Below are 22,877 nucleotides of genomic sequence, written 5' to 3' on the forward strand. Positions count from 1 at the left end.
GGATTAACGATGACGCTGCTGATTCTGGCGTTTCATGCTTTCAATGGCGGTGGCACGTTTCTGCCAGGTGCTCACGGTTTTGCCCGCCCCTGCGGCAATGAACCTGCCGGTTGTCGCTGCTGCGGCCATGCCACCTTTGGCGGTCAGTCGGCCCCCGGTCTTTATACCGGGTTTGGAGACGTCGGCAGATTTGCTCGCCAGCCCGCTCAGTCCGCTCATAGCTGCACCCTGTAACACGGCCTGCACGGCGGCACCGCTCAGCGCAGTGGCTATTTTCGCTGAAAAATACACCAAGACGCCTGCGGCAATCCCGGCCAGCAAACATTGCGCCGCCAGGGTCACCATATTGCTTTCTGCAGACGTTGCTGTGGCGGCATCCAGTATTTTATTCAGGTAGTTGATGGCGATCCGGACAGACAGGGCAGAGAACATGATCGTTAAGATTGCGGTAAATAGTGTTTTCAGCCAGTTATCAAACATGGGTTTAAGAAAACCGTACAGCAGGCAGAAAATAAAGAGTGGGGCGGTGGTGGTCATTAACAGAATGGTGATTTCGGCGAGCAGGTTGACAAAGGTTGCAGCCAGTAACAGAACGATTGCACCGCCCCAGACCAGCACCTCGGCAAAGCCGCCATTCATTTTAACGTAGGTAGAAGTGTCCAAATTGAACAGCGTTTGCCCCAGCGCTTGTGCCTTTTCCCACACCGTGTCGAGCAGCGCCCAGACATTATCATCGCCACTGATGCCGTCCTTAAGCCCTTCAATGGCCGCAATGATGGCATCCAGCCAGCCATCGCGGTTTAAAACAAAGGTGGTGATCAGCAACATGCGGCCCACATCCCAGACAACATCTTCAACAGGTGTCTGGAGTTTGCCGCCAAGGGTCTGATACCCGCGATACGTAATAAATAGGGTAAAGGAACTGACGATAATCACACTGATTAGGGTGCCGTAGGTAGAAGACTGACCTTCTAACACGGCATTGAATCCATCCATGATGTTTTTGTCCATACCAACAAAAATACCACCGGACATGGTGCCTCTCATTAGTCAGGAACAGACAGGGGATAAAAACAGGGAAGGACCCCTGTTTTTGTTGGTGGGGATCTTACTGAGTGACGGATTTTCTTTTTTGGGCTTCCTGCTGAAACAGTGTCTCGAATTTTTCCCTGATGCCGGGTTTGCCTGTCTGGGCAAACATGAGTGCTGCCCGGTGCGCAAACTCGCAGTTGTCGCTTGCCTCACCATCCATGAGGCATTGCGTATAGACTTTATCGGTTTCATCGGGATGTTCTTTATACCAGGCTTCTGATTTCGTCTCTTTACAACCGGATAAGACGAGAATGCCTGACATGATGCATAAGGTTAATACGGGTTTTAACATGTTAACCTCCCTATAGAGAGTTCAGATCGGCAACGGGCGCAGTTAATTGCTGTTGCTCAAAGGCTTTCTGTTTTTGCTGTTCCAGCAGCGTTGTTCGCTGTTCAGCCTGTTTGACTGACATTTCCCACTGGCTGGTCAGCGCATTTAATTGTACGCTTTTGGCCGCGATGGCGTTAGCCAGGTCCTGCGACTCTTTCGAATCCTGCGCATTAGCAATACGGTCTGATAAATCTGATATATCGCCGAGCGTGCCCGTGATCTTGTTTTCAACCTCGGACGTATTTTCTATCGCTACGGCCTGATTCAGGATCATCTGTTTGCAGCTTTCCAGATAGCGTTGTGAAGCGCTGGACGGGTTACAGGTATCGAACGTTTTATATTTGTTATACAAGCTATTAAGTTCAGACGAATATGACCCGCTTTGGTTGCTCAGCAGGTCATCCAGTGAAATACCGTGCTGACGAAGATTATCAATATCGGTTTTCAGACTTTTGGCCTCGCGGAGAAATGCCTGAACGTCACGCACGCCCGTTGCCGTGGCTAATTGCTGCTTGTAGGCATCAAGTTCACTTCTGTAATGGGTAACGGTTTCCTGCCACTGCTGGAGTTTCTGGATCCACTGATTCATGGATTCGGTATTCTGTACGGCGTCGAATACCGGTATTCCGGCGCTCATCGCCTGGGTGGAAATAAACAGTGATAATGCCAGTATGGTATCTCTGAACCGCATTTTTATTACCTCCGTCATGAATATTACAGGGCTTGTTCAAGGAAGGCGGCTTTCCAGTCATCAGGCTGCATTCCTTCCAGATACAGGGTGTCGAACAGCTTCAGGTTGTCTTCGCTGCCGCTGAGCATTTTGGTAAGTTTCCCGAGGCCCGATAAATCCATTTTCGCCATCGCCACAAAAGGCCGGGTTTCACCCGCGCGTAACGGCGTTTTCAGGACCACCATAGATCGCTCACCCGGATCGAGGTTTCTGACGATGTCGTACACGCTTTCCGGCACTTTCATCTTTTCCACGTAATCCGCCCTGCTGGCCTTCGGGTTGGCGAGAAAAATCTGCGTGCTGCACTGCTCGATAATCGCCGGGGCAATCGGGTGCTTGACGATTTCGTCAGGCGACTGCGTGGCGGGGACGAAGATGCCGTTCAGTTTGCGGATCACTTTCAGCATATTGAGCGAGAAGCGGGAGAATTCGACATCGGCCAGCCATTTCCAGAACTCGTCCATGAACATCACCAGCCGGCGACCGTCCAGCAGGCTGGTGACGCGGTAAAGCAGATAAAACGTGATGGGGCCGCGAATGTCGTCATCATCGAGAAATTCCGTACCGTCGATACCAAAATTTTCGACGTCGCTGATATTGAAGGTGTCCTCCTCATTGTCGAATACCCAGCCGAACTCGCCGCCCTGCGCCCACTGTTTAAGGCGAATACGTAGCCCGTTGATGCGGGCGTCGGGGGTTGGCGGCTCCGGCAGGACTTCCAGCAGCCGGGTGATACCGAACTTGCGGTATTCCGGCGGGTAGTCGAGCATAATGGTATCTACGGCGGCACTGATCCGCTCCTCATCGCGCGGATCGAGCGGCTTGCCGTTGCGGCCGCACAGCATGCGCACCAGTCGTTTGATAAAGCTGATATTCCGCCGGGTCGGCGCAAGCTTAAACGGGTTAAACCCGGTGGGCGTGCCGGTGCGGATACGGAAGTAGCGTCCGCCCATCTGGCGTATCGCCATCTCCGCCGCCCGGTCCTTGTCGAAATACACGGTGGTTAGCTGCTTAAGGGGGGCTGATTCAGAGAACGTCGCCGGATTGCGGTACTTCTGCATTAGTTGCTGCATCATGGTCATCAGCATCGTTTTCCCTGAGCCGGTTTTACCGATAATCGCCGTATTACCCGGCGTTTTTTCGTTGAAGTCATCCCGCCCGCTCTGGCTGTCGTGCAGGTTCAGGTAATACCCGCCACTGCCAGGGGATTTGAGTATCGCGATGGCATCGCCCCAGGGATTGCCGTTTCGTTTATGAGGATGAAAATTGTGCAGGCTCGCCAGGTCGGCAAAGTTCTGGCTGCTGACGGCCACCAGACGGGGGCGCAACGTATACACCCCCGGCAGTTGCGCCAGGTACGCGGCGGGCAGCGACAGCGTGGACAGCGTCGTCATGATGCCGAGGTCGGCGAAGGGTTGCGTCAGCGCGTTGGTGTCCTTGACCACCTGGTCGGCGCTGTCTGAAGATACCAGCAGGGAAAAGTGGTATTTTCCGCAGGAGACATGCCCGGACTGGAGCAGGTCACGCAACACAATCAGCTCTTCGCGCTGGGAAATGGCGTCGTCATCTGCCGAAGTCAGGCGCTTTTCCGCTAGGCGAATATGCTTCTGCACCTCATCGCGGGCCATGCAGGTGAAGGACTGCGTCAGCACATACTCGCTTTCGGCATACAGCAGTGCGTCCAGCAGGCCGGTCGCGGTCTCCGGCGAGTAGTCTTTGATTTCCAGACTTCGAAAAAAGCGGGAGCCGCCGACGGTCTGGCACTCGGCGGTGTCGGTGGTAAAAAAGACATCCGGCGTGCTTAACGTTTCATAAAACGCCGCAGGCGTGACCGCCACCTTTTGCCACTGGCCGGTGAGCAGACGGTGGTAAAAGGACAACTGGGCGGAATATACCCGCCCGTTTTCTTCATACATCCCCAGCGGCGTCGTCGTATAGCGGGACAGCGTCGAAGCCAGCGCATCCCGGTGTTCCAGCATCACTTTCAGGGCATCATCCAGCGCCGCTTTGCGTTTACCGTACGGTTGCGCCTTCATGGCCTTTTTCCCCAGCGGAGAGAAGGGCGCGTAGCAGACGGTGAAAAACAGCCGGTGCCGCCAGAACGGCTTTTCGTTGATCGGCTGGTAATACCGCCGGGTCACTTCATCAGAAAAGGGAATACCTGAATTCGCGTCAAAGGCATCGTGGTATTTTTCCCGGATACGGTGAAGATAGAAAGTGACCGGCAGGCCTTCATATGAACGAATAACGTTATTGAGATGTGTCGCCATTAACGTCAGATGGTGTTCGTCCTCGCATTCAAAAATGGTGCCCTCCAGCTCCCAGCTGGCAACCAAATCACCCTGGCGGTTTCTGATGACGTACGGGTGAATATGGGAGGAATACGGAATGTATTTCTCCAGCGTAACGCGCTCGTTTAACTTCATTTTTTCAATAAACTCCGAGACGTCGACAGCGTCATAGCGATTTGCCAGCAGGGCATTGGCACCAAAATGTTTATTGGTGCCAAACCGGCCACGGGTTTTAAAGGCCAGCCAGAGCAGCCCGAAATAGTGAATATCGGTTCTGGCTTTTGCCTTCATCTCCAGCCAGGCGGGAATAAGCAGTAATACCAGGTAATAGCTGACATAAACCGCCAGCAGGACGATAGCCCCGCTGACCATCACGAACGGCACGAGGGGAATACCGGCTATGGCGGCAGGCCGCGTCAGCGCTTTGTTCAGCGTAGCCATCATTACCTCCCTTATGACGCCCAGTAGGCACCGAAACCTGACGCACCGACGATAAGGATGGCGCCAATGATGACGTTGCGCATGTCGTGCAGGCTCTTGCCGTCAAACAAGACTTTGTATCCCACCCACATGGTGGCCAGCGTGATGGTGACGGCGGCCAGCCCGAGCAGGCCAGTGGAGGTGTTACTCAGCGTCTCATTGGCTTTATTAAATCCGCTGTCTGCTGCCAGCACCGGGCTTGCCATTAACAAGGAAGAGAGGGCGGGCCAGTCAGTCTGTTTTCGTTTCATCATTGTTCCTCCTGGGGTCGGGAATGGGTAACGCGCCGCGTATCAAGGCGTTGGGGTAGTGCAGGGATGTCCGAACTGGCGTGGCGTTATCGGTAAGCTCGCCACGCATGACGGCGGCGGGGTAACGGATTGTCGGCACGAGCTTTTCGGCGGGAAGTCGCTGCCGGTCTTCCCGCGTTGACGGCACGGCGTAGCCGATGCGCTGGATGTAGCTGGTCTGGTTAAACGCAGATTCCGGCTGTTGGCCGGTCGTGAAATTTCCTGAGTAGTAGCAACTGAGCGCACGTTTGAGGGAACCGCCGCGGCGGTAGCAGTCGGTGAGGATGTGCTCAAACACGGACAGGTTGGTACAGGGGTTAAGAAGGTCACGGGCGCTCGCGCGGTAATGACGGAAATTGGTGCTGGTGATTTGCATCAGCCCGACCGAATAGCGTCGGCCCTGTGCTGCCAACCGTCCGGTGAGGCTGACGGCCTCATCCCTGCTCGTGGGGAAATGTGAAATCACGCCTTTGCCACCGGGCAGAATTTCAGCGATGGCATACGGATTCAAACCGGATTCGACCCGCGCCACATCAAGTGCCGTAGACGGGTGAATGCTGGGGGCGCACTGCATAGCCGCCGCCAGAAATACGGTGGTGGAAAGCATGATGGCCTCGGAATGATAAACCGGGCAACGCGTACCGCCATCAGACGGCACAGGGCCGGAAAAAGGGGGAAGGGTGGTTAAACGGGATGAGTATCCTGTATTGTGTCGCCGTCATCCCGGGGCTCAAGGAGCACCAGCTTTCCGGAAACGGCAATGCCGGGTGTCAGTACCACGTTCAGTCCGGGTTTATCGTGATGGGCGAAAGCGACGCCGACTTTCGTCCACCAGGTGTTTTTTTCACCCTGTGGGTCGGGCTGACTTTCCTGGGTGACAAATACGTGATAAATGGGTTTTCGCATGACGCCTCCTCTAATAAAAACAACAATGAGTTAAATGAATGTCACATCCCAATTCTGCATTCCGGTTTTAACGGGTCAGCGAGAACATTCAGCGGCACCCTGAATTGTGGTTTCGTGACAGCCCGAAACTTATTTTTAAAGAGCAATACCCGACCCGGGGAAATTAACGTCCATTCGGGTAACTATTATGTAATGAGGTTTTCAGGATCAGATATCCGGGGCGGTATATAAACTATAAATTCAAAGTTAAAATGAGAGAGATAAATTAGTGGTGGAGGGAGGTAAGCTCTGCGAAAAATAAAAGTAAGTGAAATAGTCAATAAAGACGACTGTATATTCATAGTTAATGATAAAGACATGCAGGGGAAATATTCCTGCATGTCTTTATGACCATTATTAACGTGTTCGACGTTCAAGTTTTTTCTGGCATTCTGTGCAGGTGGTTATGCCCGGGAGTGCCTGCCGTCGCTTTTCAGGAATGGGCTTACCGCATAGACGACAATGGAAAAATGATGGCGTAGACCCTGGCTTAAAACGACTCTGTTCAATCATATCCTCCAGTCGTTGCTCATTAAATTCCTGATCGCGGTCGATCTCATCTGGCATGTGCGGCCCTCCGGTCTGATTTCTCCTGTTCACAAAGTGCGATCCGCTTCCAAACGATGGTCAGTGACAACCCTTCGACTTTCGGCAGCAGGGTTTGCGTTACCTGCATCATGGCGGCCAGCGCATCGGCCGAGTCCAGGTTGGCCACCCGGCATTGTTGCCATTGCCGCCAGATGGCCGCATCCGTCTCTTCGTTCGGCTCTGGCGTCCGGCCATAAGGCACACGGACGCCCAGTAACCGGCGGCGAAGGCAGACTTCGTTGGAGGTGAGGCCAAAATATTTGTTGAGTAGCGCAATTGACCCGCCGAGCCGGATGGCATGATTGATACGTTGCTGCTGCAGAACCTCCTTACGGGATTTAGCCAGAAGCAGGTGTAATGCGTCGTGATGAACCGTCACAGCCAAAAACTGCGCAGACTCCCGACTGATGATAAACAGCTCGTCTAGTGATAATTGGTTGAGGGCATTCATTTCGTCGAAAGTGAATCCGAGCGATTCACAGTAGCGAATGTTGCCATCCTTCAATGCATGCAAGGCATCGGTTAAAACGGCGTAATTCAGTGACGGGATAATCATGGTGTTTTCTCCCTTCAGCTTATTGAGCGGCGGGCTAATTTAATATTGATCCATTCGTCAATTTCCGATTCGAGCCAGGCGACACTGGCTGGGCCAATCTTGATTGAGCGAGGGAAGGTGCCGTCTTTCATATACAGATAGATTTGAGAGCGCTTCAGGCCCGTTTTTTCTTCAACCTGTTTCAGACGTAATAACTGATGAGATGTCACGGTATTCTCCTGTGGCAGATGTTGCGCTAGCCGGGAGATAACACGACAACACAAAGTCGTGGTGCGGAGAAAGTTGATGAACCCGTATTACGGAAAATCCAATCCTTAATACGGGTTTTCATAGCGAAGGGCATCATCTTACTTTTGTGTTGGTAGGGAAGGGGGCGAGCCGCGCTCAAGCGCAGTTTTGAGCGTGTCGCCACTGAATCGATCGGTAATGCCTTCCTCTGATGCCCATTGCTCAAAAATGGATAGCAACTTGTAAGGTTTTCCTATCAACGGGCTGATAGTTTCATTATTTCTACAGGCAAGCCAAAATAGTCTTGATAGTGGGGATGATATGCGTGTGGAAGAATCCGAGAGTGATTTTTTTTCCAGCCAGCCAGTTGACTATTTTATTTAACTCAGTTTGCCTGATAACAAAACATGCATCCTTCGGTAAGTTATAAATAGGTAAGTAGGCATCATTAAAACTTAAATCTATGCCATTTAATGAGATTCCATTGCGTAATGAAATTCTATTGTGAACTAGAAAGTTTTCCCCTGATAAGGAAACAGTGATGCCATAGTTATTGTTCCCTCTAAGTACAGGTGATGGTATTTTTAGATTGTGAGCAAGTAGGCATTGTATGAGAAAATATTCATATCCAAAAAGACTTGTATCAATGACGCCATGAGAAGTGTGAAAATATTTACCTTCGGTGCTGAAAGTTAAATTACTCTCGCTAAAAAAAACGATTTCATCCGACGTAATTTTGCCGTCAGGTAAGTTATTATCTTTAGGTTTTAGCTTTAATTTATGGTTATAGGATTTTATTTTCCTCAAGGTAATTGGAGACTGAAAGTATATCGAAAGGAGGATTTTTCCCTGCAGAGCATATCGATAGATATCACTTTCTTGTATTTTTCTAATGCCGTTTTTCTTTGATGCTTTAACTGCTTCTTTGATAGTTAACCAGTCTGAGTTTACATTTTTATTCTTAAAAAAAGCGAGTCTGTCTGACATAACATATCTCCTTTTACATATCCGTGCTGATAAATATAATGCCCTCTCATAAGGTGAATAAAGAATGACTGTTGATGGAAGGTTGGATATTTTTTTTCAGTATTATCCATTCGTATTGATTTGCAATATAAGAATGCCGCAAAAAATTCGCGGCATTTTGGTTTATTTTAAATTTGGATTGATGTCGGGATTTTCAAAATCAGGAACAAAAGAAAGATATTTTCCTCCAATCTTTATAGCCCGTCTGTTTGCTTCTGCATCATGAATGTGTAACGGTGGGGTAACACCCTCTTTCGCTACAATGCCTGTTTCTCTAAAGAACCCTTCGAAACCTGCGGGAGAGAACATCAACAATATCTTGATAGGTTTAATGCTGTTATTTCTAAATTGGTGATAAATGCCCTTTGGTACATAAACAAAATCGCCAGGGTTTGCCTGAAAGATATTTTCTCCGGCTCTTACGGTTAATTGGCCGTCTAGTACATAAAATATCTCATCAGCGTCTTCATGAAGATGCCAGATCGGACCACCACCAGGCCCAACAAATCCCTGAATAATAGAAATGCTGCCGCCGGTATTTCCTTTGTCAAGCTTGATAGTATAGGTGTCATTATTTAACCAAAGCGGAACGCCTTCATTATCTCTAATAATAAATGGTTGCATTATTTGTACCTCACGGTTATGAATTTAAAGAGAGTGGCCGCCATCAATAACTATTCGTGTACCCACTAAGTAGTCAGACTGGCCTGAGCAGGACCAAATAATGGCTTGAGCGATCTCTTTAACATCGCCAATACGCCCAATGGGGATCAAATCGCGCCATCTTTTGTCACGGTCTGCCGCCGATTCGCCGGGAAGTTGGGTCATTTCGGTGGCCAATGGACCTGGGTTTATTGAGAAAACTCGCACGCCGTGCGTGATAGCCTCTTTTGCCGAGACGCGGGTCAATGCATCGACGGCAGCCTTTGAAGCGGTGTAGGCTGCCGTGCCCGGAATATTCAGCCCGATAGACATATTTGATGAAATATTAACGATAGTCCCGGCCCGGTTTTCTTTCATCGACTGAAGTTCGCGCTTCAGACTTTCAAACAAACCAATGACATTAGTAGTGAATACGTGATTAAAGTCTTCACTGGAGGTTTCATCGACAAAACCAAAAGAAAATACTCCGGCGTTATTAACGGCAATATCAAGAGTACCGACTCTATTTTTAATTTCATCAAACAGGTTATCTATTGATTGATTATTATTTACGTCGAAAGGAATAACCCATGATTTGCCAGGAGTCTCGGAGATCGCTTGCGCTGTCTCTTCTAGTTTCTGCTTATTTCGACCTGCAAGAATAACGGTTCCGCCAAGTCGTGAAAATGCCAAGGCTATTTCTCTGCCAAGTCCACTGCCTGCGCCGGTTACAAGAATTTTCTTTTGCGAAAAAATACCACTCATCGGTTCTCTTCCTTATATAAAGTAATCTTCGACTTTGCCACCAAGGAGAATATCGCCGCACACCTGCAGGACTTTTTCCTGCGCGACAGCGTGCTGGCAAATAGTGTTGATATCACGTAATGCGCGATCAAAAGGTGTTTCATGGGTGTAGATAGAACCCCCACCCTGTAGGTCATACAAGCTTGAAACGATGGTTCGTGCGGTTTGAAAGGCATTTCTTCGACTCAAAGCTGACTGCACGCGCCAATGAGTAATATCGTCATGAGCGGCATCGGCTTCGAGCGCCTGCCATAATGTACTTACGCTGGTGAGCGCCGCGTTTCTAGTGATAAATAACTGATTCTCTGCGTTAGCCACCGCCGTCTGTACGCGCTTTGAGTTTCGCCATTTCACATCATTGATTCTGTCTGTGCGGTCGTCGGCGACGTCGTAGATATAGTCCAGACAGGCTCTCGCAAGCCCCAGCGGGATACCGGCCATTTTGCGTAAAATTGCATCCGGCGTTTTGTGCAGTGGCCCTTGACGTTTTGGTTCCGAGAAATTGAACGCGTGCTGTTCGGGAATGAACAATCCTTGCGTGGAGTAGTCCTGACTGCCGCTTCCCCGCAGGCCGGTGGTGAACCAAGTGTCGGAAAAAAGGTAGTCGGCAGGACGCGCCAGCATGACTCGCCAAAGGGGCTTGCCGTTATCATCCAGTATAAGATTGCCGTTACGGTAGAGGAAGCAACCTGCCGAGATGACATCGCCATGAGGCGATCCGCTGGCAAAACGCCATTTGCCAGTGACAATGTAGCCGCCATCAACTATCTCGGCTTTTCCCTGCGGGTGTATCCAACCCGCCACGGCCAGATTGGCGTGTGGAAAGATCTCTTTGGCGCTTTTTTCTTCCAAGAAACCTGAATAAATACCTGAGTCACAACCAATCATGGCGCACCAGGCGGTAGCCGTATCGCCCCGGGCGAGTTCTTCCAGTACAAGGATTTGCTCAATCGACGTCAGTCCGGCACCGCCCCATGATTGCGGGAAACACATTCCAAATATCCCAATGCCACGTAGCCTTTCAATAATATTGAGTGGTATCCTGCGATGCTCTTCTATTTCACGAGCGGAGTTACGTAATTTGCCACGTAAATCTCTTAGATTAACTAATATATTGCTAAATGTATTTTCTTCATGAGTTATCATGGATGTGCCTCAATAAATGAACCTATATGATTAAATCTTAAAAGTACATATTGGTTATTATTAATAACTATATCGCCCGGATGCGAAAATTCCCTTTGGGTCTAAAGTTTTTTGCAAGCTTCTAATGATTTCACCTTCACGAAGCGTTCTGGCATTACGACTATTGGCGAGAGGATGTTCGACGTCCAAACGATAAGGATAAAAACCGGAAGCACTAAATTTTTCATGAAGAAGTTTCAGAGCACGATGAGCTTTTCTTATTTCCTCTTCTACGCGTTCAAAACGAATGGATACAACGAGATCAATAATCTGATCACTCAGCGTATTAATTGTGGCGCCGCAGCGCACGCCAGTAGACTCGAAGATATCGTCGAAATGTAGATAAGCCTGTTTAATAGCCTGACCGGTAAAAGGAAGCAGAGGCAAGAAAAATATCCAGCCTTTGCCTTCGGCATCTATTTCAGCCGGTGTAGTACCGAGCGTCTTCTCCAGAAGGATATCATGATATTTAGTATCCCCTTGATAGGCAGCGTTGACTAGATTGGCGACGATATCATCTTGATAAGGATTCGTAGGGCTGTCGTTCCAGATCAAAGAGATGAATTTCTCGCCAGCTTTTACAAACTCGGTTTCCAGCGCGGTGGAAAGTGCCGATACTACTGAGGCAGCTCCCGAAAGAGGCAAATGAACGAGAAACTCGCCCTTATTCGCACCATACGTCAGTGTTGAGGTTTCATCATAAACCTTAAGTACACCGTGAATTAACCCTTGTGCTGACCAACGCTGGAAAGTATTGATAGCATACTCTAAGTTTTCGGGAGAAAAGGAAATATAGGCGACGCGAGATTTTTCTGGTCGATTAAGTAGACGTACAACGCCACCGGTTATAATTCCGAGATTCGATTGGGTGAATAATTGCACCAGTGAAGGGCCAATCCCGTGGGAGTATAATGCGCTATGTTTTCCCTGTTCCGGCCACCAGCCCACTCGGTGCAGTGTCCCGTTGGCGAGAACAATTTCCAGGCCGAGAAGATCTTCTGTACGCTGGTGCCTCAACCCGACGCCCCGATCGAGAGCATTACCTAAAAAACTCGTTTCTGCAGATGAGGCTGTCACATTAATAAAGCGATGGGTGTTCAGTAATTTTTGCGATAATATTCCCTGCGTCACACCTGGCTCAATGACAGCATAACCCTCTGCGATATTAATCTCGCGAATTTTATTTAATCCGGTCAGCTTCAACTGCACGGCGTTGTCTGACGGAGGTTTTGTTGAACCTAGCCCCCAATTGTATCCAGTTGAGTAGGGATAAAGCGCTGTTTCTCCGTCAAATTGATCTGCTAGCTTAACAATACGAATTACTTGTTCAATACTGGAAACATCCACTCGGCCAGAAACCGATGGGGAAGTATATTCACCAACATCATTCGGTGTTTTTACATAGGCGACGACGTTTTTATGATCTAAATGCTGTTCGAGAAAGGAGATGAACTTTTTGCTCATTTAATCAATCCTCTATTTTGCGATAGCTAATATTCGGGTTCAGAAAGAAATAGTGCATTTCATTACTGTATGAACCATCGTGATTTTTCAATCGTCCCGGACGCATCCCCTCAAATTCAAACCCTCCCTTTTGCGCGACTCTTTCTGACGCGATATTGCCTTCTTTGACACCAAGTTCTAAACGTACATAACCAGCTTCATTAAAGGCCCATTTTTTCAAAAGATTCAGTGCCCTTACGGCGTAGCCTAAACCACGATATTCCGGCAATATCCCGTAACCCACATCACCTACATGAGGTGGGACAACATTGCGGATAACAATTTTTCCTACAGCATTACCAGTTGAGCATTCTATAATAGTTAGTAATATATTAGGGCCTACGGCTGAATTAAGCCCGCAACGCCTGACTTTTTGTTTTATTTCATCAAGTGATGCTGTATCGAATAAACCCCACTTCGATGATTCAGGATTTGATTGCTCTAACCATATACAAAATGTGTCTTTTGTTTCGGCTAAACGTAGTGCAATTTTTTCATCGCGATAAATATTACTATCCACTGCAGGGAATAATAGGCTTTTTCCCGTGTTAGTTTGATCCTTCAATAATGAAAATACTGCAAATTCCTCTAGCTCTGAACTTACATTAAATTTTTGTGTAATACCTTCAAAAGTATACCCGCTCAATATAAGGCTATTAATGATTTTACGATGATCAATCAGAATGTGAGTCTCAACTCTCAGTGTCTTATATTTTTCAAATAAAAAAACTGAAAGTTTACGGAATAGTCCGGTTTTTATTTTTTCTCCTAATGGCGTATGAATGTTAATGTCTAGAATTATGCTGCTATAATCATTTTCTGATGGCCGCAAGAAAATGTCTCCTATATGCTCCGGCTTGCATTCTCGTATAACAAATATTTTATGTGTGAATGATTTTTTATTGGGCGTGTCATTTGATAACCTTGCCTCGCAACTTTGGTCGATAATTTTATCACTCTCGCTGTGGTAAATGATTGGGATCTCATGCTTGTATTTGTTTTCGGGAAATGAGTGCGATTCCGGAATAGTTTGAATGTTATTTTCATAGCCTAATGAATTAGTTTCACTGTTCATGGTCTATTCCTATTGGTACAGTCAGATATTTGTCTGAGGATTAACAGCAGGAGTATCGTAACGGTTGTTTCTCAAAACAGGGAGTAGGGTGACAATCGCCAATCCTGCTAAAAAAATACCGATGAGAGTTGGTGCACGGTAGCCATAACCTTGGTCGATTGCATAGCCACCGGCCCATGAACCAATAACTACTCCAAGACAAATAACGGAGGTATGCATAGTGTTAATTAATGAAGTATTAGGGGCTGCTTTAAACACGCGTGAGGACATGGCAGGAGTGAGAGTAATACCAGTAAGTCCTAAAATCATTACAGAAATCAGCACTAATATTTTATTTTCGTAGAAGGTATAAAGCCCAAACAGTGCAAGTACTAGCACGACGCTTCCGGTGAAAACAACTTTAATCGGCGATTTATCTGCTAGTCGACCTACAAGAAAGTTACCAATTACCGTGAATACACCGTAAGCGAAAAGAATAGCCGGGATATATAGAGTATCGAAACCGACAGTGTTTTCAAAATAGGGAACGAAGTAACTGAATGTCGCGAATGTAGCAGCAATAATAAAGAAACTTGTAATAAAAGCCCCCCAGATTGATCTGTTTATAATTGAACCAAATTCAGCCTTAATACTACCCTTAACCTCCGCTTTGAATTTAGGAACAATCAGTATAATACCTATTCCAGCTAAAGATGTAAGGACAATAATTAATGCGAAGGAAACTCTCCAGCCATAATACTGGTCAAGTATTGCTGATAGTGGCAGTCCCGCCACCGTCGCTATCATCATCCCGCCCAATACGATGGAGGCTGCAACGCCAAAGCGTTCCGGTGGAACCATTTTTGCCGCTGTCAACAGCGCAAAACCGAAGAAGGCTGCCGAAGATAATCCGGTCGCAAACCTCGCTACTGCTAAAAGATCATAAGTTGCAGAAACGGTTGCGACTACTTGGGCGACAAGAAATATGCCAGTAATAGTCAATAATGCTGCTTTATTGCTAAGTTTAACTAAAAATGTAGCAAGCAAGGGACCACCGAAAACCATACCTAATGAATAAATGGTAATTAAATATCCAACTTTAGGAATGGAAACACCTAAATCAGATGACATGGATGTGATTAATCCTGCGACCATGTATTCAGATGTTGTCATGGCAAATAGAGTAAAACCTAAAACATATATTGCCGCTGGAAGTGGTTTATTCATAAAAGTTCACTCAATGTGATTAACAGTAATGAAACTAATACCCTCGATCATCAGTTTTTGTAAACAGAATATGAATCATAATTGTTATGACATTTTTCACCAATATAATCTGCTGGTTTATCGAGTTGTCGTGTTAGGTTAGGAGGTTAAGATATCGAATTTAGGTAATTAAATTGTCATCGGCTTATCTTAAAAATAGATAATGTTATTTATTTAATTGATTTTTCTGAATGTGTAAATATCGAAAAGGAAAATAACAATGAGTGAATACGTGCAAGCAATTGTGAAATCAGATACTGGTGGTTTTAGATTTACCGATGTACAGCGGCCAGTCAGAAGGACGGAAAGTGATATTTTAATCAGAGTTTCCAATATATCACTTAATCGGGGAGAATTAGACTTTCCCTGGGAATCGGATAAGCCTGCCGGATGGGATGCATTTGGTATTGTGATCGAGACCAGCACCGACGGTCAGGGACCAAAAATTGGGGAGCGGGTATTAACATGGAGTTTTTCGGGTGCCTGGAGCCAATATCGCGTTGTCGATCGTGCCAATGTCGCTATCGTGCCAGAGAGTGTATCAGCAGCGGTTGCAGCAGCGTTGCCGGTGGCAGGATTAACGGCGCTGCGTTCTCTGCGATCCCTTCATTTGCAGCCGGGCCAGTCTCTGGCCGTTACCGGTGCAACGGGCGGAGTCGGGCATTTGTTGGTTCAGTTGGCTATGCATACCGGTATTAAAGTTTCGGCGGTGGTGCACAGTCAGCGTGGATTCGATTGGCTGCAAGCCAGCGACGTTAAACCCAACGAGGTACTATTGGCTAAAGAATACCCTTTTGAGGGAGCCTTTGATGCACTGGTCGATACCGTCGGTGGCGATTTACTGGCTCATCTATTAGACAATGTTGTCCCTAATGGCACAGTTCTCATTCTGGGCGTTGCCTCGGGACAGGTGGCGAGCATAGACACCACAATTTTGGTATCACGAGGAATCGATCTGATTTCTTATAAGGATTATTCCCCGGCTGGAGAAGATTTAAACACCTTGCTCACTCTCGTTGACGAGAAGATCATTAAAGTATACGCGGATAATATTGGTAGTTGGGATAAAGTCATTAAACAAGATTTCATGCATCTTCTCGCTCCAGGCAAAGTCACGCTCAACGTACCTCAGGACTAAGCTCAACTCGTACATAGTCCTCTATGCTGTCGCCACGCAAGGATATTGCAATAATTGTGGCGACATAGCGTTATCTTTTAACTAATAACACATTGATATTTAACTTCTGTTAGTTTTTTTGTATCTTGATACCTCCACGAGGCATAGATGTTCGTGTAAGAGATGTAAGAGAAGACTTATGGATTTAAACGCGCTTAAAATCTTTATTAAGGTAGGGGAAACGCAGAGTTTTACCAAAGCTGCGCAGGCATTGGGCCTCACCCAATCAGGGGTCTCACGTGCAATTACCAGGCTTGAGCTCGACCTTCGTGTTACCTTGCTTAACCGCAATACCCACTCTGTAAGTCTGACTACCGATGGCGTTTTTTTATATGAATCCTCAAAAAGCCTGATTCATGAAATGGATGAGGTTGGGCATTCGATTACCGGCAGAACGGTATTCCCTGAAGGCGAACTAAAAATAACGACACCTTCTGCCTATGGCCGATTGGTAATTATTCCTATGCTCAAAGAGATTCTGGACAGATATCCGGCATTAACAATTGACGCGGTTATGACTGACCGATTGGTTGATTTGGTGGAAGAAGGCTTTGACGCGGCGATTAGAATTGGCAGCGTACAGGACTCACGGCTTATCGCCAGAACTATTAAGCATTTACGCTTTGTCACCGTTGCGTCACCGGAATATTTAAACAGCCACGGAATTCCAAAAGAGCCAGCGGAACTGGTACAGCATAACTGTCTGGCTGTTAAAGCACAGAGAACTGGGCGTAGCACAAAGTGGTTTTATTCTATTGCGGGAGAACAGCAGGCTTTTGATATTAAGGGTAATCTGGTCGTCGATACTGCGGATGTACTGTTAGAGGCGGCACTCAGCGGGATGGGAGTTGTTCAAATAATGGACTTTGCGGTCGGTAAATATCTGGAAAACGGTAAACTTGTCGAGCTACTACAAGAATACTCCGAGGCTTCGATTCCGCTTTCATTAATTTATGCAAAATCGCGCCATCGTTCGCCTAAAATCAGTACATTGCTGGCGGCGTTAGGAATAAATACTTGACCCCCAACACAGATGCAATTGTGCTTGATTTGTGAGGGGCCAAATTCAACATCCTGCTCAATTCTGTGACTAAAAACCAAGCTTTGTATGAAGCTGATGGTGTTTTAAGTATATATGCGAAGTATTTAGCCTTAAACGGGGCTCATTAGCTGAGCCCTTTTTCAAGCTTATCAATCGGTTTATACCGTAGTTCAGACTTTGGACTGCTGATGGCCCAAAATATAGGATGGCACGAATTCCTCTCTGCACCTGTCCAGATAATCTGACCACCACTGCATCATCGCCTTACGGGCTTCCAGATGCTCCGCCTTGTGGATGTAGGCTGCCCGAACGCTATTGCGCTCCTGATGGCTCATCTGACGCTCAACTGCATCCTGTGACCAGAGACCTGATTCTATCAGGGCACTACAGGCCATTGCCCGGAATCCGTGGCCGCAGACATCCTCTTTAGTATTATATTCCATCAGCCGCAGCGCCTTATTAACCGTATTTTCACTCATTGGTCTGGATGGATTATGGATGCTGGGGAACAGCAACTCCTGATCACCGGAGATTTCTCTTATCTGCTTCAGTATGTCGATGGTCTGTTGTGACAGCGGCACAATGTGCGGCGTGCGCATTTTCGCCCCCCTGCTGGAATAGCGGACGCCTGGGAGCGGTTCTCGTGTGGCGGGGATCGTCCAGATTTTATTTGTGAAACTTATCTCCGTCCAGCGGGCAAACCGCAGTTCGCTGGAGCGAATAAAGACATGCAGGGTAAGAGAAACAGCCAGCCGGGTTAATTCCCGTCCCTGATGATAGCCATCAATGCGACTCAACAATTCGGGTAGTCGTTCAAGGGGAAGGGCGGGGTAGTGTCGTTTAACCGGTGCTGCGATGATACCTTCGAGATTCGATGCTGGATTGCTCTCAATCATCCCCTGATGCACCGCATGCCGCATGATGTTGCACATATGCTGCCGGGTACGTGCTGCGACTTCCAGCAGACCTTTTTGCTCAATGCCTTTCAGCAGGTCGATAAAGTGACGAGGTTTCAGTTCAGCTACTGGCAAGTGTCCAATCACAGGAAATATATGATTGTTCATGCTGGCAAGCAGACGGGAGGCGTGGTTCTCAGACCATGTTCTGTTGCTTTTATGCCAGCTCAATGCAACGTGCTTAAATGTTTTTTCCGGTGAGCGGGCAGCTTTCTCTGCGATACGTTGTTGTGATGGATTGATATTCTGCGTTAGCAGCTTGCGTATACCATCACGTTGCTGACGAGCGTAAGCCAGAGAAACATCGGGATAGCACCTAAGCCGAGGCGAGATTCTTTACCATTGATACGATATTTGAGATACCAGAGACGTGAACCGCCTGGATTGACTAAAAGGTACAGTCCATGAGAATCAGAAACTTTGAAGGGTTTTGCGGATGGTTTTAAGCTACGGATTTTAGCGTCGTTCAGAGACATATGGTGGTCACTCCATAATCGAACTGAAATGACCCCAAATCAGACCACCAATCTTGCCCGATGCGGAGGGGGAAATGAAAATGCATCGGGAAGACTTTTCACGCTAACTTATTGAATCTAAATCACATAAGGATTCGCAAAGAGGCATGAAAACAAGAATTTGGCTCCTCTGACTGAACAGGATGACATGCCAGAAAGCGTGCGAATTGCCTAAAACCCAACCGGATACAAAGAGACTCACTTGAAATCTGATTTATTCAACAAAGCCCGTCAAAAGTAATGTTACTGAGAGTTGGAATCAGTGGTAGGATTCATCGGAATATACACTGGCGATAGCCTGTTCTGTAAGGGGAATGATTGGGAAAGTATACTATCAGTATACATAAATCATTCCTATTAGATCTTGTTGTCGAGAAAAGAAAGATTTTTGTCAATTTCAAATGAAAATTGGTAGGGATGCTGTCACCGCATCCCTCTATAAATTCTTAGAAGAAATCAATTCGCGTATTGATACCGACGGTGCGACCCATATTGACCTGCGCGACGGCGCTGCTGCCGTTCATGTAGCCATAGGTACGGTAACGACGGTCGAACAGGTTATCGACATAGACGGAAATGTTCATCCGTTCAGTCGCCTGCCAGCCCAGGCTGCTGTCCAGGGTGGCATAGGTGCCTTGCCGCAACTGGTTGTCGCCATCGAAATAATGCGGCCCGACCAGATTAACCGCCAGTCGGGGCATCAGTGCGCCATAGCGCGTATCAATCACGCCGTTCACGCTGCTTCCCGCGCCATAACGTGGTACGAACGGCACCCGGTTGCCGTGATACAACTCACTGTTATTGGTGAATTCGGAACGGATCACGTTGCCATTGATATCCCATGACCAGCCTGGCGCAAACCGCCATTTCGCTTCAAGCTCAACGCCGGTGGCGTCGGCTTTACCCGCATTGCTTAATGTCTGCATCCCGACCGGGCCAGAGTAAAGCTGCATGTCTTTGGTGTGGGTATAAAACGTCGCGGCTTGCAGCGTGACGTCAGCGGTTTCGTAGCGAGTGCCAAGTTCATAGTTGATGGATTTCTCGGCGACGAACGGTTTGGCATCAAGACCCACAGTAGGCACGATGTTGTACCCGGAAGGTTTATATCCCTGGGCTATACGGGTATACACTCTCCAGTCGTCGGTCAGCATATAGCCTGCGGATAGCTGCCCGAGCACCTGATCGTCATTGCTCTTACCCTGGTCGCCAAACGCGTTGCCGAGCATGCTGCCGTGATATTGTGTACTGGATTTATCATGCGAGAAGCGCACGCCGCCGCCGATATCAAAACGATCGGTTAAATGCCAGGTCAGGTCACTGTATGCGGCCAGCGTTTCAGCGGTGGTATAGCCGGTACTGCTTAAATAAGGCATTGTCGGCATGTCGTAGGCTGAATTTAACTTCTCGCGGGTGTTCTGCCGGTACAGCCCAAACACCATATCAACGGTACGCGCATCGCCCAGGGTTGCGGCGCGCAGCTCCTGCACATCCTGATTCCAGCGCTGAGGCATATTGACGATTAACGAACCGGAAGGGAAGGTGCGCGAATAATGCTGCTGCTGCCAGGCGCTGATCAGGTTGAAAACCCAGTCATCGGTGGTGTATTTCCCACTCAGGGTCTGGCTGTCAGTGCAGCGCCGCATGTACGGGTCTGGTGAACCATCGCTGATCGACAGCTTACGGCCCTTAATATCATTCCATCCCACATAGGCGTCCTGGGTGGCGCGGGTACATTCGCGTGAGGCGGCAAAGCCCATTTCCCAGGGCTGATCGTCCGGCGCCAGACGCAGTTTCACATTCCCTATGCTGGCGCGGGTGCCGCCTAAGTCATCGCTTCCCGTCGCGGGGTTAATCATGTCGCCGTCATCAACCTGGCGTAACAGGGTGACGCTGCCGTACAGCAGGCCATCCTGAATGGGGCCGCTCAGGTTGAACTTACTTCGATAACTGTCGCGGCTACTAACGCCGCCTTCAATATAGCCGCGCGGCGTGCTGTCCGGCTGCTGGGTGACGATGTTGATGATCCCGCCCTGAGCGCTTTTGCCATATAACGTTCCCTGTGGGCCTCGCAGCAACTCCACGCTTTGCACATCGGTAAGCGCCTGGATGGTGTTGGTGGAAAGCTGAGGGACGCCATCGACATACAGGGTGACGGCGGGGTTATAGAAGTCCTGCGCTGAAGAGACGCCGCGTAGCGAGATCGTCGAAAAAAGCATGTTGCCGCTATTTTCAATATTGAGCCCGGGCAAGACTCTGGGGAGTTTGTCGCTGGCGGTGACGCCGGCGTCGCTTAATTCCGGCGCGCTGACAACAGTAGACGAGACGTTGTTGGCTGATGCCGAGCGGGAAGATTGTTTACTGGCGGTAACCACCAGCGTGCTTTCGTCTTGCTGTGAAGTCTGGGCATTAGCAATGGCGGGGAGCAATAATCCCCCCAAGGCCAGAGGATAAAGCCGTGTCATTTTCATTGTTGTGAGTCCCTGTAAGACGGCGAAACGCCAAAAATACCGACAATGGTGAATTGAAAATGATAACTATTTCTAATAGTGGTGCTACCCGAAACGGGTTTATTTCAACCTGTTTCGGGTCGGTTTGCGCTTATTGGGCAGAATGGCGATAACGGTCGACGGCGAGAGCCGTCAGGCGTTTTTTGTCTATCTTGCCGACGGCGGTGAGCGGCCAGTGGTCCAGAAACTCGATTTGGTCAGGAATTTTCCACGCGCTGAGCCCCATACGGGTCAGTTGTTGACGCAACTGCTGATAGTCAGTTGGCACCTGCTGCGCGATGATAAACGCGCAAATCCGCTCGCCAAGCAGCGTGTCCGGCGCGGCGACCACCGCGCAATCTTGCACTTCCGCTAAACGCAGCAGTGCCGATTCCACTTCAGCCGCGGCTATTTTTTCTCCGGCGCGGTTGATCTGCTCTTTTATGCGTCCCTCAACGTGCAGGTTCCCCACCTCATCCAGCCTGACATTGTCGCCTGTGCGGTAAAACCCTTGCGCGGTAAAGGCCTGCGCGTTGTGGGCAGGGGCGCGGTAATAGCCCGAAATGGTATAAGGGCCGCGCGTTAACAATTGCCCGGTTTCGCCCGGCGCGACGTCGTTCTCGTCTTGATCAACGATGCGGATTTCATCCAGAGGGGACAACGGGCGCCCCTGGCTGTGGAGAATGGTGGCATGCGGATCGTCCAGCCGGGTAAAACAGAGCAGGCCTTCCGCCATACCGAAAACCTGTTGCAGGGTACAGTCAAAGGTGGCGATAACCTGCTCAGCAAGCGTCGGGTCGAGCCGGGCGCCGCCTGCCTGAATGACGCGCAGCGACGAAAGGTCGCTGTCTTCCCACTCCCTGGCCTGCACCCATAATTGCGCCAGCGCCGGAACCAGGGCGACGTGAGTCACTCTTTCCTGCGCGATTAAAGGCATCACCTCATCACAGCTGGCGCTGTCGGTCAGCACCACTTTTCCGCCGCAGGCAAGCGTTCCCAGAATACCGGGGCAGGCCAGCGGAAAGTTATGCGCCACCGGGAGGACGGCGAGATACACGCTCTGTTGGCTGATGCCGCACAGTTCAGCAGAAGCGCTGAAGTTATAGCTATAGTCGGCATGTCGGCGCGGGATGAGTTTGGGCGTGCCGGTTGTGCCGCCTGAGAGCAACAACAACGCGGTGGCGGAAACATCAGGCTGCGGCCATGCCTGTCGCTCACCGTGAAGGGAGAAGAGCGGCGTAAAATCGTCGCTCACGGTCTCTCCAGCGACCAGAACATGACGCAAGCAGGCGTGTTTGTGCGCCATCTGTCGGGCCAGCTCTGCGTGGTTTTCCCCGTGAATAACGTAAGCGACGGGTTGCGCCAGCTCAATCAGCGCGTCGATATCCAGCGCCCGTTGCGAGGGCATCGCCAGCACGGGGATAACGCCCAGTCTTAACAAGGCGAACAGCAGGGTAACAAACGCGTTGTCGTTGGGAAGCTGCACAATTACATGCTCCCCCGAACGCAAACCCAGTGATGACAGACCTGCGGCAAGTTCGTCAACTTGTGCATCAAGCGCGCTGTAGGTTAACGACCCCTTTGCATCAACGACGGCAATTCGCGAGGCATAACGGGCCGCCCAGTGGCGCAACTGTTCGGCAATGGGTAAGGGATACTGTTCAATCAGAGATTCAAAGGAAGAATTCAT

Annotated in this window: 20 protein-coding genes and 2 pseudogenes; 2 read left to right on the forward strand and 20 right to left on the reverse strand. The window is 48.9% G+C overall.

Features of this window, described 5'->3' with window-relative positions; all coding sequences use genetic code 11:
• Nucleotides 1–3: 3 nt before the first annotated feature.
• The 17 genes and pseudogenes from GRPL_RS12625 to GRPL_RS12565 form a co-directional block, all read right to left on the reverse strand.
• Nucleotides 4–1,035 carry a TrbL/VirB6 family protein gene (locus GRPL_RS12625; protein ID WP_032699265.1) on the reverse strand — a complete coding sequence of 344 codons (1,032 nt, stop codon included), beginning with the start codon at nt 1,033–1,035 and terminating at the stop codon, nt 4–6.
• A 73-nt stretch (nt 1,036–1,108) separates the two neighbouring features.
• Entirely contained in the window at nt 1,109–1,384 is a 276-nt protein-coding gene (locus GRPL_RS26860) for an EexN family lipoprotein (protein WP_072010677.1), read from the reverse strand.
• Nucleotides 1,385–1,394: 10 nt separating this feature from the next.
• Nucleotides 1,395–2,114, reverse strand: coding sequence for a TrbJ/VirB5 family protein (locus GRPL_RS12620; RefSeq protein ID WP_032699268.1), 720 nt, complete (start codon nt 2,112–2,114; stop codon nt 1,395–1,397).
• 23 nt (nt 2,115–2,137) lie between these two features.
• Nucleotides 2,138–4,885 carry a VirB4 family type IV secretion/conjugal transfer ATPase gene (locus GRPL_RS12615; RefSeq protein ID WP_032699269.1) on the reverse strand — a complete coding sequence of 916 codons (2,748 nt, stop codon included), beginning with the start codon at nt 4,883–4,885 and terminating at the stop codon, nt 2,138–2,140.
• Between the two features lie 11 nt (nt 4,886–4,896).
• The gene (locus GRPL_RS12610; RefSeq protein WP_032699349.1) at nt 4,897–5,175 is read right to left on the reverse strand and encodes a TrbC/VirB2 family protein; all 279 of its coding nucleotides are present in this window, start codon (nt 5,173–5,175) and stop codon (nt 4,897–4,899) included.
• Nucleotides 5,156–5,821, reverse strand: a complete 666-nt coding sequence (locus GRPL_RS12605) for a lytic transglycosylase domain-containing protein (protein ID WP_032699270.1) — start codon at nt 5,819–5,821, stop codon at nt 5,156–5,158. Before GRPL_RS12605 ends, GRPL_RS12610 begins: the two co-directional genes overlap by 20 nt.
• Before the next feature lie 77 nt (nt 5,822–5,898).
• Nucleotides 5,899–6,120, reverse strand: a complete 222-nt coding sequence (locus GRPL_RS12600) for a hypothetical protein (RefSeq protein ID WP_032699271.1) — start codon at nt 6,118–6,120, stop codon at nt 5,899–5,901.
• Nucleotides 6,121–6,516: 396 nt separating this feature from the next.
• Nucleotides 6,517–6,726 carry a TraR/DksA family transcriptional regulator gene (locus GRPL_RS26865; RefSeq protein ID WP_032699278.1) on the reverse strand — a complete coding sequence of 70 codons (210 nt, stop codon included), beginning with the start codon at nt 6,724–6,726 and terminating at the stop codon, nt 6,517–6,519.
• Entirely contained in the window at nt 6,716–7,303 is a 588-nt protein-coding gene (locus GRPL_RS12595) for a DUF2857 domain-containing protein (protein ID WP_032699279.1), read from the reverse strand. Before GRPL_RS12595 ends, GRPL_RS26865 begins: the two co-directional genes overlap by 11 nt.
• A 14-nt stretch (nt 7,304–7,317) precedes the next feature.
• On the reverse strand, nt 7,318–7,512 hold the full coding sequence (locus GRPL_RS12590) for an AlpA family transcriptional regulator (RefSeq protein WP_032699280.1): 195 nt from the start codon (nt 7,510–7,512) through the stop codon (nt 7,318–7,320).
• A 138-nt stretch (nt 7,513–7,650) separates the two neighbouring features.
• Nucleotides 7,651–8,518 (reverse strand): annotated as a pseudogene (locus GRPL_RS12585) (hypothetical protein).
• A gap of 162 nt (nt 8,519–8,680) precedes the next feature.
• A complete protein-coding gene (locus tag GRPL_RS0125700) occupies nt 8,681–9,181 on the reverse strand; it encodes a cupin domain-containing protein (RefSeq protein WP_050500303.1) in 501 nt (166 codons plus the stop codon).
• Between the two features lie 24 nt (nt 9,182–9,205).
• Nucleotides 9,206–9,964, reverse strand: a complete 759-nt coding sequence (locus GRPL_RS12580) for an SDR family NAD(P)-dependent oxidoreductase (protein WP_032699281.1) — start codon at nt 9,962–9,964, stop codon at nt 9,206–9,208.
• A 12-nt stretch (nt 9,965–9,976) separates the two neighbouring features.
• The gene (locus tag GRPL_RS12575; RefSeq protein ID WP_032699289.1) at nt 9,977–11,149 is read right to left on the reverse strand and encodes an acyl-CoA dehydrogenase family protein; all 1,173 of its coding nucleotides are present in this window, start codon (nt 11,147–11,149) and stop codon (nt 9,977–9,979) included.
• Between the two features lie 60 nt (nt 11,150–11,209).
• The gene (locus tag GRPL_RS12570) at nt 11,210–12,652 is read right to left on the reverse strand and encodes an FAD-binding oxidoreductase (RefSeq protein ID WP_050500304.1); all 1,443 of its coding nucleotides are present in this window, start codon (nt 12,650–12,652) and stop codon (nt 11,210–11,212) included.
• A gap of 4 nt (nt 12,653–12,656) precedes the next feature.
• The gene (locus GRPL_RS26270; protein ID WP_050500305.1) at nt 12,657–13,766 is read right to left on the reverse strand and encodes a GNAT family N-acetyltransferase; all 1,110 of its coding nucleotides are present in this window, start codon (nt 13,764–13,766) and stop codon (nt 12,657–12,659) included.
• Nucleotides 13,767–13,787: 21 nt separating this feature from the next.
• Nucleotides 13,788–14,972: an MFS transporter gene (locus GRPL_RS12565; RefSeq protein WP_032699291.1), complete on the reverse strand. Its 1,185-nt coding sequence runs from the start codon at nt 14,970–14,972 to the stop codon at nt 13,788–13,790.
• Between the two features lie 259 nt (nt 14,973–15,231).
• Between GRPL_RS12565 and GRPL_RS0125710 the strand changes: the two genes are divergently transcribed.
• Both GRPL_RS0125710 and GRPL_RS12560 read left to right on the forward strand, forming a co-directional pair.
• The gene (locus GRPL_RS0125710; RefSeq protein ID WP_050500307.1) at nt 15,232–16,149 is read left to right on the forward strand and encodes an MDR/zinc-dependent alcohol dehydrogenase-like family protein; all 918 of its coding nucleotides are present in this window, start codon (nt 15,232–15,234) and stop codon (nt 16,147–16,149) included.
• A 178-nt stretch (nt 16,150–16,327) separates the two neighbouring features.
• Nucleotides 16,328–17,209, forward strand: coding sequence for a LysR family transcriptional regulator (locus GRPL_RS12560; protein WP_032699293.1), 882 nt, complete (start codon nt 16,328–16,330; stop codon nt 17,207–17,209).
• Between the two features lie 191 nt (nt 17,210–17,400).
• On the opposite strand, the pseudogene GRPL_RS12555 reads toward GRPL_RS12560, so the two are convergent.
• From GRPL_RS12555 to ybtE, 3 genes and pseudogenes are all read right to left on the reverse strand, one after another.
• Nucleotides 17,401–18,662: pseudogene (locus GRPL_RS12555) on the reverse strand (tyrosine-type recombinase/integrase).
• 485 nt (nt 18,663–19,147) lie between these two features.
• A complete protein-coding gene (fyuA, locus tag GRPL_RS12550; protein ID WP_032699297.1) occupies nt 19,148–21,169 on the reverse strand; it encodes a siderophore yersiniabactin receptor FyuA in 2,022 nt (673 codons plus the stop codon).
• Nucleotides 21,170–21,299: 130 nt separating this feature from the next.
• The gene (gene ybtE, locus GRPL_RS12545; protein ID WP_001088826.1) at nt 21,300–22,877 is read right to left on the reverse strand and encodes a yersiniabactin biosynthesis salycil-AMP ligase YbtE; all 1,578 of its coding nucleotides are present in this window, start codon (nt 22,875–22,877) and stop codon (nt 21,300–21,302) included.

Origin of the sequence: Klebsiella planticola ATCC 33531, assembly GCF_000735435.1 — a bacterium.
Classification (GTDB): domain Bacteria; phylum Pseudomonadota; class Gammaproteobacteria; order Enterobacterales; family Enterobacteriaceae; genus Klebsiella; species Klebsiella planticola.

Bases quoted from the DNA above. Each gene is read 5' to 3' on its own strand.
- GRPL_RS12595 (WP_032699279.1), bottom strand. From the start codon at position 7,303: ATGATTATCCCGTCACTGAATTACGCCGTTTTAACCGATGCCTTGCAT.
- GRPL_RS12580 (WP_032699281.1), bottom strand. From the start codon at position 9,964: ATGAGTGGTATTTTTTCGCAAAAGAAAATTCTTGTAACCGGCGCAGGC.
- GRPL_RS0125700 (WP_050500303.1), bottom strand. From the start codon at position 9,181: ATGCAACCATTTATTATTAGAGATAATGAAGGCGTTCCGCTTTGGTTA.
- GRPL_RS12575 (WP_032699289.1), bottom strand. From the start codon at position 11,149: ATGATAACTCATGAAGAAAATACATTTAGCAATATATTAGTTAATCTA.
- GRPL_RS0125710 (WP_050500307.1), top strand. From the start codon at position 15,232: ATGAGTGAATACGTGCAAGCAATTGTGAAATCAGATACTGGTGGTTTT.
- GRPL_RS12615 (WP_032699269.1), bottom strand. From the start codon at position 4,885: ATGGCTACGCTGAACAAAGCGCTGACGCGGCCTGCCGCCATAGCCGGT.
- GRPL_RS12605 (WP_032699270.1), bottom strand. From the start codon at position 5,821: ATGCTTTCCACCACCGTATTTCTGGCGGCGGCTATGCAGTGCGCCCCC.
- GRPL_RS26865 (WP_032699278.1), bottom strand. From the start codon at position 6,726: ATGCCAGATGAGATCGACCGCGATCAGGAATTTAATGAGCAACGACTG.
- GRPL_RS12560 (WP_032699293.1), top strand. From the start codon at position 16,328: ATGGATTTAAACGCGCTTAAAATCTTTATTAAGGTAGGGGAAACGCAG.
- GRPL_RS12600 (WP_032699271.1), bottom strand. From the start codon at position 6,120: ATGCGAAAACCCATTTATCACGTATTTGTCACCCAGGAAAGTCAGCCC.
- GRPL_RS26860 (WP_072010677.1), bottom strand. From the start codon at position 1,384: ATGTTAAAACCCGTATTAACCTTATGCATCATGTCAGGCATTCTCGTC.
- GRPL_RS12625 (WP_032699265.1), bottom strand. From the start codon at position 1,035: ATGTCCGGTGGTATTTTTGTTGGTATGGACAAAAACATCATGGATGGA.
- GRPL_RS12565 (WP_032699291.1), bottom strand. From the start codon at position 14,972: ATGAATAAACCACTTCCAGCGGCAATATATGTTTTAGGTTTTACTCTA.
- ybtE (WP_001088826.1), bottom strand. From the start codon at position 22,877: ATGAATTCTTCCTTTGAATCTCTGATTGAACAGTATCCCTTACCCATT.
- GRPL_RS12620 (WP_032699268.1), bottom strand. From the start codon at position 2,114: ATGCGGTTCAGAGATACCATACTGGCATTATCACTGTTTATTTCCACC.
- GRPL_RS12610 (WP_032699349.1), bottom strand. From the start codon at position 5,175: ATGAAACGAAAACAGACTGACTGGCCCGCCCTCTCTTCCTTGTTAATG.
- fyuA (WP_032699297.1), bottom strand. From the start codon at position 21,169: ATGAAAATGACACGGCTTTATCCTCTGGCCTTGGGGGGATTATTGCTC.
- GRPL_RS12570 (WP_050500304.1), bottom strand. From the start codon at position 12,652: ATGAGCAAAAAGTTCATCTCCTTTCTCGAACAGCATTTAGATCATAAA.
- GRPL_RS26270 (WP_050500305.1), bottom strand. From the start codon at position 13,766: ATGAACAGTGAAACTAATTCATTAGGCTATGAAAATAACATTCAAACT.